At 73.5% G+C, this 12,742-nt stretch carries 11 protein-coding genes; 8 read left to right on the forward strand and 3 right to left on the reverse strand.

The features are described 5' to 3' along the window. Positions 1 to 83 precede the first annotated feature (83 nt). Entirely contained in the window at positions 84 to 878 is a 795-nt protein-coding gene (locus ACZ3HQ_RS08445) for an SDR family NAD(P)-dependent oxidoreductase (RefSeq protein ID WP_467508926.1), read from the forward strand. Here ACZ3HQ_RS08445 and ACZ3HQ_RS08450 read toward each other — a convergent pair. After that, the gene (locus ACZ3HQ_RS08450) at positions 854 to 1,474 is read right to left on the reverse strand and encodes a GNAT family N-acetyltransferase (protein ID WP_467508927.1); all 621 of its coding nucleotides are present in this window, start codon (positions 1,472 to 1,474) and stop codon (positions 854 to 856) included. The genes ACZ3HQ_RS08445 and ACZ3HQ_RS08450 overlap by 25 nt on opposite strands. 199 nt (positions 1,475 to 1,673) lie before the next feature. Between ACZ3HQ_RS08450 and pgm the strand changes: the two genes are divergently transcribed. Next, entirely contained in the window at positions 1,674 to 3,314 is a 1,641-nt protein-coding gene (pgm, locus tag ACZ3HQ_RS08455) for a phosphoglucomutase (alpha-D-glucose-1,6-bisphosphate-dependent) (RefSeq protein ID WP_467508928.1), read from the forward strand. A gap of 25 nt (positions 3,315 to 3,339) precedes the next feature. Here pgm and ACZ3HQ_RS08460 read toward each other — a convergent pair whose 3' ends face one another. Continuing rightward, entirely contained in the window at positions 3,340 to 4,239 is a 900-nt protein-coding gene (locus tag ACZ3HQ_RS08460; protein ID WP_467508929.1) for an SGNH/GDSL hydrolase family protein, read from the reverse strand. Positions 4,240 to 4,425: 186 nt separating this feature from the next. On the opposite strand from ACZ3HQ_RS08460, the gene ACZ3HQ_RS08465 reads away from it, so the two are divergent. The 4 genes from ACZ3HQ_RS08465 (at position 4,426) to ACZ3HQ_RS08480 (ending at position 8,956) form a co-directional block, all read left to right on the forward strand. Next, complete coding sequence (locus ACZ3HQ_RS08465) at positions 4,426 to 5,082, forward strand: maltokinase N-terminal cap-like domain-containing protein (RefSeq protein WP_467508930.1); 657 nt, start codon at positions 4,426 to 4,428, stop codon at positions 5,080 to 5,082. A gap of 215 nt (positions 5,083 to 5,297) precedes the next feature. Further along, a complete protein-coding gene (locus ACZ3HQ_RS08470; RefSeq protein ID WP_467508931.1) occupies positions 5,298 to 7,154 on the forward strand; it encodes a M1 family metallopeptidase in 1,857 nt (618 codons plus the stop codon). A gap of 116 nt (positions 7,155 to 7,270) precedes the next feature. After that, positions 7,271 to 8,122, forward strand: coding sequence for a lysozyme (locus tag ACZ3HQ_RS08475; RefSeq protein ID WP_467508932.1), 852 nt, complete (start codon positions 7,271 to 7,273; stop codon positions 8,120 to 8,122). A gap of 234 nt (positions 8,123 to 8,356) precedes the next feature. Further along, a complete protein-coding gene (locus ACZ3HQ_RS08480; RefSeq protein ID WP_467508933.1) occupies positions 8,357 to 8,956 on the forward strand; it encodes a hypothetical protein in 600 nt (199 codons plus the stop codon). Here ACZ3HQ_RS08480 and ACZ3HQ_RS08485 read toward each other — a convergent pair. After that, positions 8,953 to 10,131, reverse strand: a complete 1,179-nt coding sequence (locus ACZ3HQ_RS08485; protein ID WP_467508934.1) for an AI-2E family transporter — start codon at positions 10,129 to 10,131, stop codon at positions 8,953 to 8,955. The two genes, ACZ3HQ_RS08480 and ACZ3HQ_RS08485, sit on opposite strands and share 4 nt — an antisense overlap. A gap of 274 nt (positions 10,132 to 10,405) precedes the next feature. Between ACZ3HQ_RS08485 and ACZ3HQ_RS08490 the strand changes: the two genes are divergently transcribed. Continuing rightward, entirely contained in the window at positions 10,406 to 12,115 is a 1,710-nt protein-coding gene (locus ACZ3HQ_RS08490) for a hydrogenase maturation protein (RefSeq protein WP_467508935.1), read from the forward strand. Further along, positions 12,112 to 12,699: a hydrogenase maturation protease gene (locus ACZ3HQ_RS08495; RefSeq protein ID WP_467508936.1), complete on the forward strand. Its 588-nt coding sequence runs from the start codon at positions 12,112 to 12,114 to the stop codon at positions 12,697 to 12,699. The genes ACZ3HQ_RS08490 and ACZ3HQ_RS08495 overlap by 4 nt, the downstream gene beginning before the upstream one ends. Positions 12,700 to 12,742: the final 43 nt, after the last annotated feature.

Here is a 12,742-nt window from a genome sequence, read left to right on the forward strand (position 1 = left end):
TGTCTTGTCGATCACGCCGGGCTCGCGACAAGGCACCCCCCAGGCGCAGCCGCCGCATCCGTACCGGAAGGAACCCCCGCACCATGCATCTCGATCTGAGCGGACGCACCGCCCTGGTCACCGGCTCCACGCAGGGCATCGGCGCCGCCATCGCGCTGGGCCTCGCCCGCGCCGGTGCCCGCGTCGCCGTCAACGGCCGCGACGAGGAACGCGTCTCCGCGAGCATCGCCGAGTTCGCCGAGCAGGCCCCGGACGCCGAGTTCGTCGCGGCCGCCGCCGACGTGTCCACCGAGGAGGGCGCCCAGCAGTTGCTGCGCGACCTGCCCCAGGTGGACATCCTCGTCAACAACCTCGGCATCTTCGGTACCGCCGACCCGCTGGAACTCACCGACGACGAGTGGCGCCGCTACTTCGAGGTCAACGTCCTAGCCGCCGTCCGCCTCACCCGGCTCTACCTGCCCGGCATGACCGACCGGGGCTGGGGCCGCGTGCTGTACATCGCCAGCGACTCGGCCATCGTCATCCCGGCCGAGATGATCCAGTACGGCATGTCCAAGACCGCCCTGCTCGCGGTGAGCCGGGGCTTCGCCAAGAAGGCCGCGGGCACCGGAGTCACCGTCAACTCGGTCATCGCCGGCCCCACCCACACCGCGGGCGTCGAGGACTTCGTCTACGAACTCGTGGACAAGGAGCTGCCCTGGGACGAGGCCCAGCGGGTCTTCATGCGCGAGTACCGCCCGCAGTCCCTGATCCAGCGCCTGATCGAGCCCGAGGAGATCGCCAACATGGTCGTCTACCTCAGCTCCCCCCAGGCGTCGGCCACCACCGGGGGCGCCCTCCGCGTGGACGGCGGCTACGTGGACGCCATCCTGCCCTGACCGGCCCGAAGACGCGCGTGCAGGCACCCGTCGAGGGGAAACTCGGGCGGCGCGGCGGGCACCACCCCCGCCCGCTCGTAGCCGCACTTGAGCGCCACCCGGCAGGACGCCGTGTTGTCCATCTGGTGCAGCAGCTCCAGCCGGGTCAGCCCCCGGTCGAAGGCCCACCCGGTCAACGCCGTCAGCGCGCGCGGGGCCACGCCCCGGCCCCGCGCCCGCGCGGCCGTCCAGTAACCGACCTCGGCCCGGCCGTCGCCGGACAGCACGTCCTTGAGCGCGATGTGGCCCAGCAACTCCCCTTCCTCGTCAGGGGAGTCGTCGGGGGAGTCGTCAGGGAGGCCGGACGAGGCAGGGGAGCCAGCCGCCACGACGGCGAACCCCAGCCGGTCACCCGTCTCCCATCCCCGTCCCTGCCCGGCGATCCACGCGAGCGCGGCCGCCTCGTCGTCCACGGCCGCCCCCGTCCAGCGCCGCAGCGCCGTGTCACCCCGCTGTACCCGCACCAGTTCCGCCGCGTCCGCCGCCCGCCACGGCCGCAGCAGCAGCGCATCCCCGCCAATCACGCGTCTCCCTTCGGCCCCTCGCCTCCCCAGCATGCTTGCACATCGGTGCGGTTGGGCAGATGAACCCGGACGCGGGCTCCCCGCCGGTGAAACAGAGCGCGCCCGTGGTGCGCGACAGTGGGTGCCGGGCCGCGTGGGTCCATTCGCCCGTACGGCCCCTGACGAGCCAAAATGGCTCCGAGCGTTCTAAGAAGCAGCGTTCGAAGAAACACTGATGCGGAGGAGCGGACCCATGGCGCACGAGCGAGCCGGCCGTCCGGCCGGTCCCGAGGACCTGGTCGATGTGGCCCGTCTGGTCACGGCGTACTACGCCCTGCACCCGGACCTGGACGACCCCGCCCAGCGGGTCGCCTTCGGCACCTCGGGGCACCGGGGCTCGTCCCTGGCGGCCGCGTTCAACGAGGACCACATCGCCGCCACCAGCCAGGCGATCTGCGAGTACCGCGCCGCGCAGGGCACCGACGGCCCGCTGTTCCTCGGCTCCGACACCCACGCCCTGTCCGAGCCCGCGGAGGTCACCGCGCTGGAGGTGTTCGCCGCCAACGGCGTCACCGTCCTGATCGACAGCGAGGACGGCTACACCCCCACCCCCGCCGTCTCGCACGCCATCCTCGCCCACAACCGGGACCGCACGGACGGCCTCGCGGACGGCGTGGTCGTCACCCCCTCGCACAACCCGCCCGCCGACGGCGGCTTCAAGTACAACCCCCCGAGCGGCGGCCCGGCCCCCTCCGACGCCACCTCGTGGATTCAGGACCGCGCCAACCAGATCATCGCGGGCGGCCTGAAGGACGTACGCCGTATCCCCTACGCCCGCGCCCTCGCCGCCGACACCACCGGCCGGTACGACTTCCTCGGCGCCTACGTCCGCGACCTGCCCAGCGTGCTGGACCTGGCCGCGATCCGGGACTCCGGGCTGCGCGTCGGCGCCGACCCGCTCGGCGGCGCCTCCGTCGGCTACTGGGGCCGCATCGCCGACGAGCACGGCATCGACCTGACCGTGGTCAACCCGCACGCCGACCCCACCTGGCGCTTCATGACGCTGGACTGGGACGGCAAGATCCGCATGGACTGCTCCTCCCCGTACGCGATGGCCTCGCTCATCGAGCAGCGCGACCGGTTCGCCCTGTCCACCGGCAACGACGCCGACGCCGACCGGCACGGCATCGTCACCCCGGACGCCGGGCTGATGAACCCCAACCACTACCTCGCCGTCGCCATCGACTACCTCTACCGCCACCGCGAGCAGTGGCCGGAGGCGACCGGCATCGGCAAGACCCTGGTCTCCTCCACGATGATCGACCGCGTCGCCGGCGACCTGGGCCGCAGGCTCGTCGAGGTGCCGGTCGGGTTCAAGTGGTTCGTGGACGGACTGCTCAGCGGGGACCTCGGCTTCGGCGGCGAGGAGTCGGCGGGCGCCTCCTTCCTGCGCCGCGACGGCTCGGTGTGGACCACCGACAAGGACGGCATCCTGCTCGCCCTCCTCGCCTCCGAGATCACCGCCGTCACCGGCCGCACCCCCTCCGAGCACTACGCCGGCCTCACCCAGCGCTTCGGCGAGCCCGCCTACGCCCGCATCGACGCCCCGGCGACCCGCGAGCAGAAGGCGCTGCTCGCCAAGCTGTCCCCGGCCCAGGTCACCGCCGACACCCTGGCCGGCGAGGAGGTCACCGCCGTCCTCACCGAGGCGCCCGGCAACGGCGCCCCCATCGGCGGCATCAAGGTCACCACCGCCAACGCCTGGTTCGCCGCCCGCCCCTCGGGCACCGAGGACGTGTACAAGGTGTACGCCGAGTCGTTCCTCGGCCCGGACCACCTCGCGCGGGTGCAGGAGGAGGCCCAGGGCGTCGTCCTCGGGGCGCTCGGCGACTGAGCCCCGGTGCGGGGGCGCGGCCGGTTCAGCGCCGGCCGTGTCCCCGGTCCGGCTCGGCCAGCACCGCTCGTGCCATCGCCGCCTCGCCCTGCGCGTTGGGGTGGGCGGGGGCCGCGGGCGAGGCGGGCCGGAGCGGCTCGATCCAGCGCACGCCGGGTGCCTTGCACATGTCGTGGCCGATCGTGGGCCCGTAGGTGTCGACGTACTCCACCCGGTTCCAGGCGGCGACCAGGCGCAGCATCAGGTTGACCCGCTTGCCGGTGTCGCGCAGGTAGGGGAAGTCGCCGCGCGCGAACGGCACGTCCGGGAAGCAGCCGGAGCCGTCGTCGGGCAGCAGGTCCGGGTAGCCGACCAGCAGCACCCGGGCGTGCGGCGCCCGCGCGCGCACGGCCCGCAGCACCCGGTCCACCTTGGGCGCCGTACGGGCGACGGCGGCCGTCAACTCGTCGTACCCGGCGGCCCGGTACGAGCGCTCGCACGGGTTGCCCGTCGGGTCGGCGGCAGCGAGCCGGGCGCAGGTGGCGATGATCGAGCCGAAGCCCACGTCATTGCCGCCGATCTGCACCGTGACCAGGTCCGTGCCCCGGTCCAGCGCGTCCAACTGGGGGCCGTTGGCGCCCTGCGCCCGCCACATCTCGGCGGTCGTCGCGCCGGAACAGCTCACGTCCTTCAAAGTGCTCACCCGGCGCCCGGCGGCCACCAGGGAGGGGTAATTCCGGTTCGACCGGGCGCAGTTGGCGTCCACCTGGTCCGGTATCAGCGGGCCCGAGGTGTACGAGTCGCCGAGCGCCACGTACTCGGTGCCGTGGCCGTGGGGCTGTGCCGCCGCCGGGACCACCGAACCGGCGACCAGGGCGCAGCCGCCGAGCAGCGCCCCCAGCCCGGCCCGCCGACGCCTTCTCGCCGTCTCTCCGCCACGCGCCATGAGATCGTCCCCCTCGGTTCCGGCCCGGCGCTCCCCGCGCCCTCGACCGGCCTTGTATACCGCCGGGCGGCCCCCGGTACCAGAAGCCGGACCATGTCAACTGCCGCACCGCAGGTCACAGTTGTCCCGGCCCCGGTGTGGAAGACTCCAGAGGTTCCGTCACCGTACGCAGGAGGGCACCGCTCGATGGCCGTCATCCACAAGACCACCCTCACCCCGACCAAGGTCGAACTCCTCGCCTCCTGGCTCCCCGGCCGCCCCTGGTACCAGGGCTCCGGCACGCCCGAGCTGGAGCGGACCGGCGGCTTCCGGCTGGACGACCCGGCGGGCGAGGTCGGCATCGAGTTCATGGTGGTCACCGACCGCTCCACCCCCGAGCCCACCGCCTACATGGTCCCGCTCACCTACCGCGGCGCACCCCTCGCCGGGGCCGAGGACGGCCTGATCGGCACCACGGAACACGGCGTCCTGGGCAAGCGCTGGGTCTACGACGGCTGTCACGACCCGGTGCTGACCACGGAGCTGCTCGCCCTCATCGGCGGCACCGCGAAGGCCATGGCCCAGAGCATCACCGACACCCCCGACCACGAGGTCACCCGCTCCCACACCGGCGAACCCCTCCCGTCGGCCACGCACGTTCCGGCCCCCGTGGACGACGCCGACGGCACTACCCTGCCCGCGCCCCTCGGCACCGTGCTGCGCGTCCACCGCGTCCTGCGCCCGGTCCCCGGCGCCGAGACGCCCGGCCGTCCCGAGGGTGCGGTCGGCCATGTGGCGACCGGCTGGCCCGGCCCGGACGGCACCCGGCTGCGCGCGGTCTTCATGGAGCTGCGTCCCGTCTGACCCGGCCCGACGCCGGTACCGCTCACCCGGCGGCACCGGCGCCCGGCCGACCGTCTGGCATGCTCTGGTCAAATCTGTCACTCTTTCGGCTGGCACGCCCGCACGGGCGTGACGCAGTGCTCGCGCAGCCCCGCCCCACGGCCGCCCCGGCGTACCCCGCCCGGCACCCGGCCACCGAGCAGGCCGGACCCCGGCCGCCGCCAAAGGAGTAGCGTGTGAGACCCACCCCCCACCGGGCGCTCGCCACCGGCGTGTTCACCGCCGCCGCCCTGATCGCCCTCTCCCTCCCCGCCGCCGCCCAGCCCGAGACGTCGGCCCCGGTCGCCGCCGCCTGCACCCCGACGCAGACGGTCGTCAACGGCGGCTTCGAGAACGGCACTTCACCCTGGACCGAGTCCTCCTCCGGGCTCATCACCAGCCGCACCGGCCAGAGCGCCCACAGCGGTACCGCGTTCGCCTGGCTGGACGGCACCGGCCGCACCCGTACCGACACGCTCTCCCAGAGCGTCACCGTGCCGGGCGGCTGCACGACCGCCACCCTCAGCTTCTATCTCCATGTCGACACAGCCGAGACCACGTCGTCCACGGCCTACGACAAGCTCACCGCCAAGGCAGGCTCCACCACCCTCGCCACGTACTCCAACCTCGACCGGGCCTCCGGCTACGTCCGCAAGACGATCGACGTCTCCTCGTACGCGGGCCAGACCGTGAACCTCGCCTTCACCGGCACCGAGGACTCCAGCCTCCAGACCAGCTTCGTCCTGGACGACATCGCGCTCGACACCTCGGGCAGCACCACCCCGCCCCCGGCCGACTCGGTGCGCACCCCGGCCGCGCCCGCCTACACCGCCAGCCTCAGCAGCGACAGCACGGGCACCGTCTGGAACGGCCACCAGAGCGCCACCTTCACCAACGCCTCCGCCACCGCGCTCGGCGAGGTCTACCTCCGGCTGTGGGACAACTACCACGGCACCTGCTCGGCGCCGCCCATCAAGGTCAGCAATGTCACCGGCGGCACGGCGGGCGACCTCTCCGTGGCCTGCACCGCGCTGAAGATCACGCTTCCGGCCCCGCTCGCCCAGGGCCAGAGCGCCACCATCGGCTTCGACCTCGGCATCACCGTGCCGGAGGGCGCCGACCGGTTCGGCCACGACGGCGCCTTCAGCTTCATCGGCAACGCGCTGCCCGTCCTCGCCGTCCGCGACGGCGCCGGCTGGCACCTGGACCCGTACACCAACAACGGCGAGTCCTTCTACTCGCTGGCCGCCGACTTCCAGGTCACCCTCGACCACCCCAGCACCCTGCTGGTCCCCGCCACCGGCACCTCCACCGACACCCCCGGCAGCAGCGGCCGTACGGTGACCACCGCCACCGCCTCCAAGGTGCGCGACTTCGCCTGGGCCGCCGGGCCGTTCAGCAAGATCTCCGGCACCTCGCCCGGCGGGGTCCCGGTCAACGTCTACTCCGTCTCCGGCATCAGCTCCACCAACGCCCAGTCGATGCTCAGCACCGCCAAGAGCGCCGTCGACGCCCACGCGGGCCGCTTCGGGGCCTACCCCTACGGGGAACTGGACGCGGTCATCGACAACAACTTCTGGTTCGGCGGCATGGAGTACCCCGGCTTCGTCCTCGACCTGGTCAGCACCACCGCCCTCACCCACGAGATCGGCCACCAGTGGTGGTACGGCATCGTCGGCGACGACGAGTACAACGCCCCCTGGCTGGACGAGTCCTTCACCGACTACGCCACCGACCTCGCCCTGGGCAAGACCGGCTCGGGCTGCTGGAGCAGCGTCTCCTGGGCCTCCAGCACCGAGAAGATCACCAACTCGATGGCCTACTGGGACGCCCACTCCTCCCGCTACTCCACCGTCGTCTACGGCTACGGCAAGTGCGCCCTGCACGACCTGCGCCGCGTCCTCGGTGACACCGCGATGGCCAAGCTGCTGAAGGACTACGCCGCCGCCCACTGGTACGGCGTCTCCACCACCGCCGAGTTCAAGGCCGCCGCCCAGGCCGCCACCAGCACCGACCTCACCTCCTTCTGGACCCAGCACCGCATCGACGGCTGACGCGCCCGCCCTCTTCGGCCCGGCCGGGGCAACTCCCGGCCGGGCCACCCACATGGCCCAAGCAGCGCCTTCGCCCGGCGGTACCCCGCGTGCGGGACGGCCCGATGGCGGGTCAGATGGATGACGTGCGAAGCGACATACTCCTCCCCAGCGGCCGCAGCTCACGCCTTGGTCTCACCGGCGTCCTCACCGGCCTCCTCCTGTTCCTGTCGCCCCCCGCCGCCGTGCCCCACTCCGGCGGGCCGACCGCCCCGCGCGGCAGCGCCTACATGGGCGTGGGCGTACGCGCCCACGACGGCGGCGCCCCCCTGGCCGCCGAGCGGTCCGCCGCCCTCCGGGTCACCCAGACCGAGGGCGTGGACGTCTCCAGCCATCAGGGCAACGTCGCCTGGTCCACCCTGTGGGGTGCGGGCACCAGGTGGGCCTACACCAAGGCGACCGAGGGCACGTACTACAAGAACCCCTACTTCAGCCAGCAGTACAACGGCCCCTACGCCGCGGGCATGATCCGGGGCTCGTACCATTTCGCCACCCCCGACACCACCAGCGGCAGGACCCAGGCCGACTACTTCGTCGACCACGGCGGCGGCTGGTCCAAGGACGGCAAGACGCTGCCCGGTGTCCTGGACATCGAGTGGAACCCCTACGGGGCGTCCTGCTACGGCAAGTCCAAGAGCGGCATGGTGAGCTGGATCAAGGACTTCCTGAACCGGTACAAGGCCCGCACCGGCCGCTCCGCCGTCATCTACACGGCCACCAACTGGTGGAAGGACTGCACCGGCAACTACTCCGGTTTCGCCTCCTCCCACCCGCTGTGGATCGCCCGCTACGCCTCCACCCCCGGCACCCTGCCGGCCGGCTGGTCCACGCACACCATGTGGCAGTACACCTCCTCCGGCAAGACCGTGGGCGACCACGACAAGTTCAACGGCTCCCTCACCAGGGTGCGGGCCCTCGCCAACGGCTGACGCCCCGGCAGCCCACCGCGTGCGCGGGACCCGGCCCACCGGCCGGCCCGCGCACCGTCACGCGACGACCACCTGCCGGGCCGGCGTACACCAGCGCCTCCCCGGCACCCGCGGCGCTACGGGCCGCCCGGCGCCCGGCGCTTGAGCGGGGGTGATCGGTGCCGCCTCTCAGGACGGTGGCACCTGAGTACCCGCACTCAGGCGTACTTCCGCCCGGTGGGGCAGGCTGAGGGCATGACGACGCCCTCACCGAAGACCCCGGCACCGCGGCTGTGGGCGGGGCTGACCGCGCTCGGCGTGACCGTCGCGTGCGGCGGGGCCGCGCTCTCCTGGTCCGGCCAGGACGGCGGCCGGCCGAGGGTGAACGACACCCGCGCGGGCGTCTCCTACGCCGTGCCCGACGGGTGGCGCCACGACCCGGCGGCGGACCGGGAGCTGCTCGGCGCGTTCTCCTCCCGCATCAGCCGCGCCTCCGAGGCCACCCCGGCCGAGGACGCCACGGTGCTGACCGGCGCCGCCGGACGCCCCGTACCGAGTGCCGAACTGCGCCGGACGGCCGAGGGCGCCGCCCGCTCCAACGCCGCGTTCTTCTTCCCGGACGCGGCCCCCACCCTCACCGAGTCCCGCAGCACCGAACTGGGCGGCCGGCCCGCGCACACCGTCGCCCTGGACGTCCCGCACGACGGGGGCACCGCCCGGGTGGAGCTGACCGTGGTCGCCGGCAACCACCCGGCCTTCCTGCTCGCCCTCGCCTCGGACGCCGACAACAGCCGCGTCCTGGCGGACGTGCACGCCGTGGAGGCCAGCGTCGCGCTGGGCGGGAAGGCGAGCTAGGCCGGCGGAGGCGCCCGCAGCGCGCCCAGTACCGCCCATGCCACCGAGACGAACGGCACCGCCACCACCGCGCCGATCACCCCGGCCACGATGCTGCCCGCGATCACGGACACCGCGACGACCAGGGGATGCAGCCGCACCGCCCAGCTCATCACCAGCGGATGCAGTACGTGCCCCTCCAACTGGCCGATGACCACGATGAGCACCAGCACCGCGGCGGCCGTCAGCGGACCGCGCCCGGCCAGCGCCACGACGGTCGCCACGCCGAGCGCGACCGGCGAGCCCACCAGCGGCACGAACGCGGCGAAGAACTCCAGCAGGGTCAGCGGCAGCGCCAGCGGCACCCGCAGGACGAACAGCACGATGCCGACCAGGATCGCGTTGGTCGCGGCGATGATGATGATGCCCCGCGTGTACCCGGCGAAGGTCCGCCAGGCCGCCCGCCCCGCCCGCTCCCACCTCGGCCGGGCCCCGCGCGGCAGCAGCCGGACGCTCACCCAGCTCCACAGCTTCTCCCCGGAGTGGATGAAGAACACCGAGGCGAACAGCGCCAGAGCCCCGCCCGTGATCACCTCCACCACCCGGCCGAGCCCGGACACCGCGCTGCTGAACAGGCGGGCCCGGTGCCGGGAGAGATAGTCCGTCACCTCCTGCTGGAGCGCGGCCAGCCGGCCCGGACTCAGCCGGAACGGCGGCTGCCGCAGCCACTCCTCGATCCGGTGCACCCCGCCCCGGAACTCCCCGCTCAGCCGCGTCGACTCGCCCGCCACCGCGTTGCCCACCAGCGCCAGCAGCCCCAGCACCAGCAGGATGCTGCCGATCAGCGCGACGGCCACGCTCAGCGGCCGGGGCATGAACCGGTCCAGCACATCGGCGAGCGGCCGCAGCACCGAGGTGACGACCAGCGCCAGGAACAGCGAGACGGCGATGAGCTGGAAGCGGCCCAGCACACCGAAAATGCCCCAGACGACGATCCCGACCAGGATCAGCCGCCACGAATAGGCCGCCGCGATCCGCAGCCAGCCCACGGTCCGCTCGGCCACCGACGTACGCGGGACCGACCGGGTCACCGAGGGCAGCCGCACGGAGTACGCCGGACGGCTGCCCGGCACCGCGCCCCGCGCGCCCGGACCGGAACGCTCGCGCCCCGTCCGCCGCCCGTCACCACCCACCACGCGCCCGCCTCGCCTCCGCACCCGCCGAGCTGACCGTCGGTCCCTTCCGACGCTACGGGCAAACCGGACACCGGGTGACGCCCACTGGGCCGCGTGGCCTACTCGCCGGCCGCCCGGCCCACTTCCGTATCCGAATCCCTGACCGACGACCGAACATGTGCTTGCCTCGAACGGCCGGGAATGACCCGGTACGAGCGGAAGTGGCCGTGAAGGGGTGAGGAAACGTTCCGATGGTCCTACATGACGCCCGGAACATGGACGAATATACGGTCTCATGGACATTTTGCTGGTCGCCAGCGCGTTCAACAGCCTCACCCAGCGCGCCTACGCCGAACTGTCGGACGCCGGACACCAGGTGGACGTCGTCCTCGCCACGCACGGTCCCGACCCCGTCCGTGCCGCCGTGTGCGAGAGACGCCCCGAGCTGATCGTCGCGCCCATGCTGAAGACCGCGCTCCCCGAGGACGTCTGGCGGGAGCACACCTGCCTGATCGTGCACCCCGGCCCGCCGGGGGACCGGGGCCCCTCCTCGCTGGACTGGGCCGTCGACGGCGAGGCCGGCCACTGGGGCGTCACCGTCCTCCAGGCCGAGGCGGGGATGGACGCGGGCGCCGTGTGGGCCGACGAGCCCTTCGCCGTACCGGACGCCGGAAAGAGCGACCTGTACCGCAACGAGGCCGCCGACGCCGCGATGACCGCCCTGCACCGCGCGGTGCGCAGGTACGCGGACGGCGACCACAAACCCCGCCCGCAGACCGGCGACTGGCCCGAGGTGATCTGGCGCGACTACTTCCGCCAGGAGCGGCGCCGCATCGACTGGGAGCGGGACGACACCCGTACCGTCCTGCGCAAGCTGCGCGGCGCCGACTCCCAGCCCGGTGTGCTCGACGAACTCCACGGCCGCGAGGTCTTCCTGCACGGCGGCCACCCGGAGGACCAGCTCCGCGGCCGCCCCGGCGACCTCCTCGCCACCCGCGCCGGAGCCGTCTGCCGCGCCACCCGCGACGGCGCCGTGTGGATTCCCGAGCTGCGGCCCCGCAAGAGCTCCGGCGACCCGGCGCCCTTCCGCCGTCCCGCCGCCACCGTCCTCGCCTCCTGGACCGCCCCGCACACCCCCGCCCTGCCCGAGATCCCGGCCCCGCTCGACCTGCCCGCCGACCGCCGCACCTTCACCGACGTCCGCTACCGCGAGCAGGGCGGCACCGGCTTCGTCGGCTTCTCCTTCCCCGGCGGCGCGATGAGCACCGACCAGTGCCGCAGACTCCTGGCCGCCTATCAGTACGCCCTCACCCGCCCGACCTCGGTCCTCGTGCTCGGCGGCGCCCGCGACTTCTTCTCCAACGGCATCCACCTCAACGTCATCGAAGGCGCCCCCGACCCCGGCGAGGAGTCCTGGCGCAACCTCAACGCCATGGACGACGTGGTCGAGGCCGTGCTGCGCACCACCGACCGGCTGGTGATCGCCGCGCTCGGGGGCAACGCGGCCGCCGGAGGCGCCATGCTGGCCCTCGCCGCCGACGAGGTGTGGTGCCGCACCGGCGTTGTCCTCAACCCGCACTACCGGCGCATGGGTCTGTACGGCTCCGAGTTCTGGACGTACACCCTGCCCCGCCGCACCGGCCCGGAGACCGCGCGCCGCCTCACCACCGAGGCGCTGCCGGTGAGCGCCGCCCGAGGGGTCCGGCTCGGCCTGGTGGACCGTCTCGTCCCCGCCGCGCCCGGCGAGTTCGCGGGCACCGTCGAGGCCCTGGCGGCCGAACTCGCCGCCGCCCCCGGCCTCGCCGACCGGATCGCCGCCAAGGCCGCCGCCCGCCAGGCCGACGAGACCGTACGCCCGCTCGCCGACCACCGGCGCGACGAACTCGCCCGGATGCACGCCATCTTCTCCGACCCCAGTGCGCCCTACCACGCCCTGCGCTCGGCCTTCGTCCGCAAGGTCCCGGCCGCCGGCACCCGCCCCCTGCGCACCGGAGACGGCCGATGACCGCCCCCGAACCCCTGCTGGTGGCCGGCGTCGGCAACATCTTCCTCGGCGACGACGCGTTCGGCCCCGAGGTGATCCGCGCCCTCGAAGAACGCCCCCTCCCGCCCGGCGCCCACGTGCGCGACTTCGGCATCCGGGGCATGGACCTCGCCTACGCCCTGCTCGGCGGCTGCGCCACCGCCGTACTCGTCGACGCCGCCCCGCGCGGGCAGCGCCCCGGCACCCTCTCGCTGGTCGAGGCCGAACCGCCGGACGGCACGGTCGTGCCCGAGGCGCACGGCATGGACCCTCAGAAGGTGCTCGCCCTCGCCACCCACCTCGGTGACGAACCGCTGCCCCGCGTCCTCGTCCTCGCCTGCGAGCCCGCCCTGCTGCCCAGCCCGGACGAGGACATCGCCCCCGGCCTCAGCGAACCGGTGCGCGAGGCCGTCGGACGGGCCGTCGACGCGCTGCACACGCTCATCCCCGTCCTGCTGGCCGACCCGGCCGCGCCCACGCCCCCGTTGGGCCGCCCGATGGAATCCGGGCCCCCGCACGCGGCTGCGCTGCCCGGCGTGGGGGCGAGCGGCGCCGAAGATCGGTGAGACCCCTGGGCCGTGCCCGGCACGGCCCGGGCCCCCGATCCCC

Source organism: Streptomyces sp. NPDC018263, from assembly GCF_055562575.1.

What these genes read in the sequence shown, in the direction of transcription:
- ACZ3HQ_RS08445 (WP_467508926.1), top strand. Translation starts at nt 84, where the DNA reads ATGCATCTCGATCTGAGCGGACGCACCGCCCTGGTCACCGGCTCCACG.
- ACZ3HQ_RS08450 (WP_467508927.1), bottom strand. Translation starts at nt 1,474, where the DNA reads ATGCTGGGGAGGCGAGGGGCCGAAGGGAGACGCGTGATTGGCGGGGAT.
- pgm (WP_467508928.1), top strand. Translation starts at nt 1,674, where the DNA reads ATGGCGCACGAGCGAGCCGGCCGTCCGGCCGGTCCCGAGGACCTGGTC.
- ACZ3HQ_RS08460 (WP_467508929.1), bottom strand. Translation starts at nt 4,239, where the DNA reads ATGGCGCGTGGCGGAGAGACGGCGAGAAGGCGTCGGCGGGCCGGGCTG.
- ACZ3HQ_RS08465 (WP_467508930.1), top strand. Translation starts at nt 4,426, where the DNA reads ATGGCCGTCATCCACAAGACCACCCTCACCCCGACCAAGGTCGAACTC.
- ACZ3HQ_RS08475 (WP_467508932.1), top strand. Translation starts at nt 7,271, where the DNA reads ATGGATGACGTGCGAAGCGACATACTCCTCCCCAGCGGCCGCAGCTCA.
- ACZ3HQ_RS08480 (WP_467508933.1), top strand. Translation starts at nt 8,357, where the DNA reads ATGACGACGCCCTCACCGAAGACCCCGGCACCGCGGCTGTGGGCGGGG.
- ACZ3HQ_RS08490 (WP_467508935.1), top strand. Translation starts at nt 10,406, where the DNA reads ATGGACATTTTGCTGGTCGCCAGCGCGTTCAACAGCCTCACCCAGCGC.
- ACZ3HQ_RS08495 (WP_467508936.1), top strand. Translation starts at nt 12,112, where the DNA reads ATGACCGCCCCCGAACCCCTGCTGGTGGCCGGCGTCGGCAACATCTTC.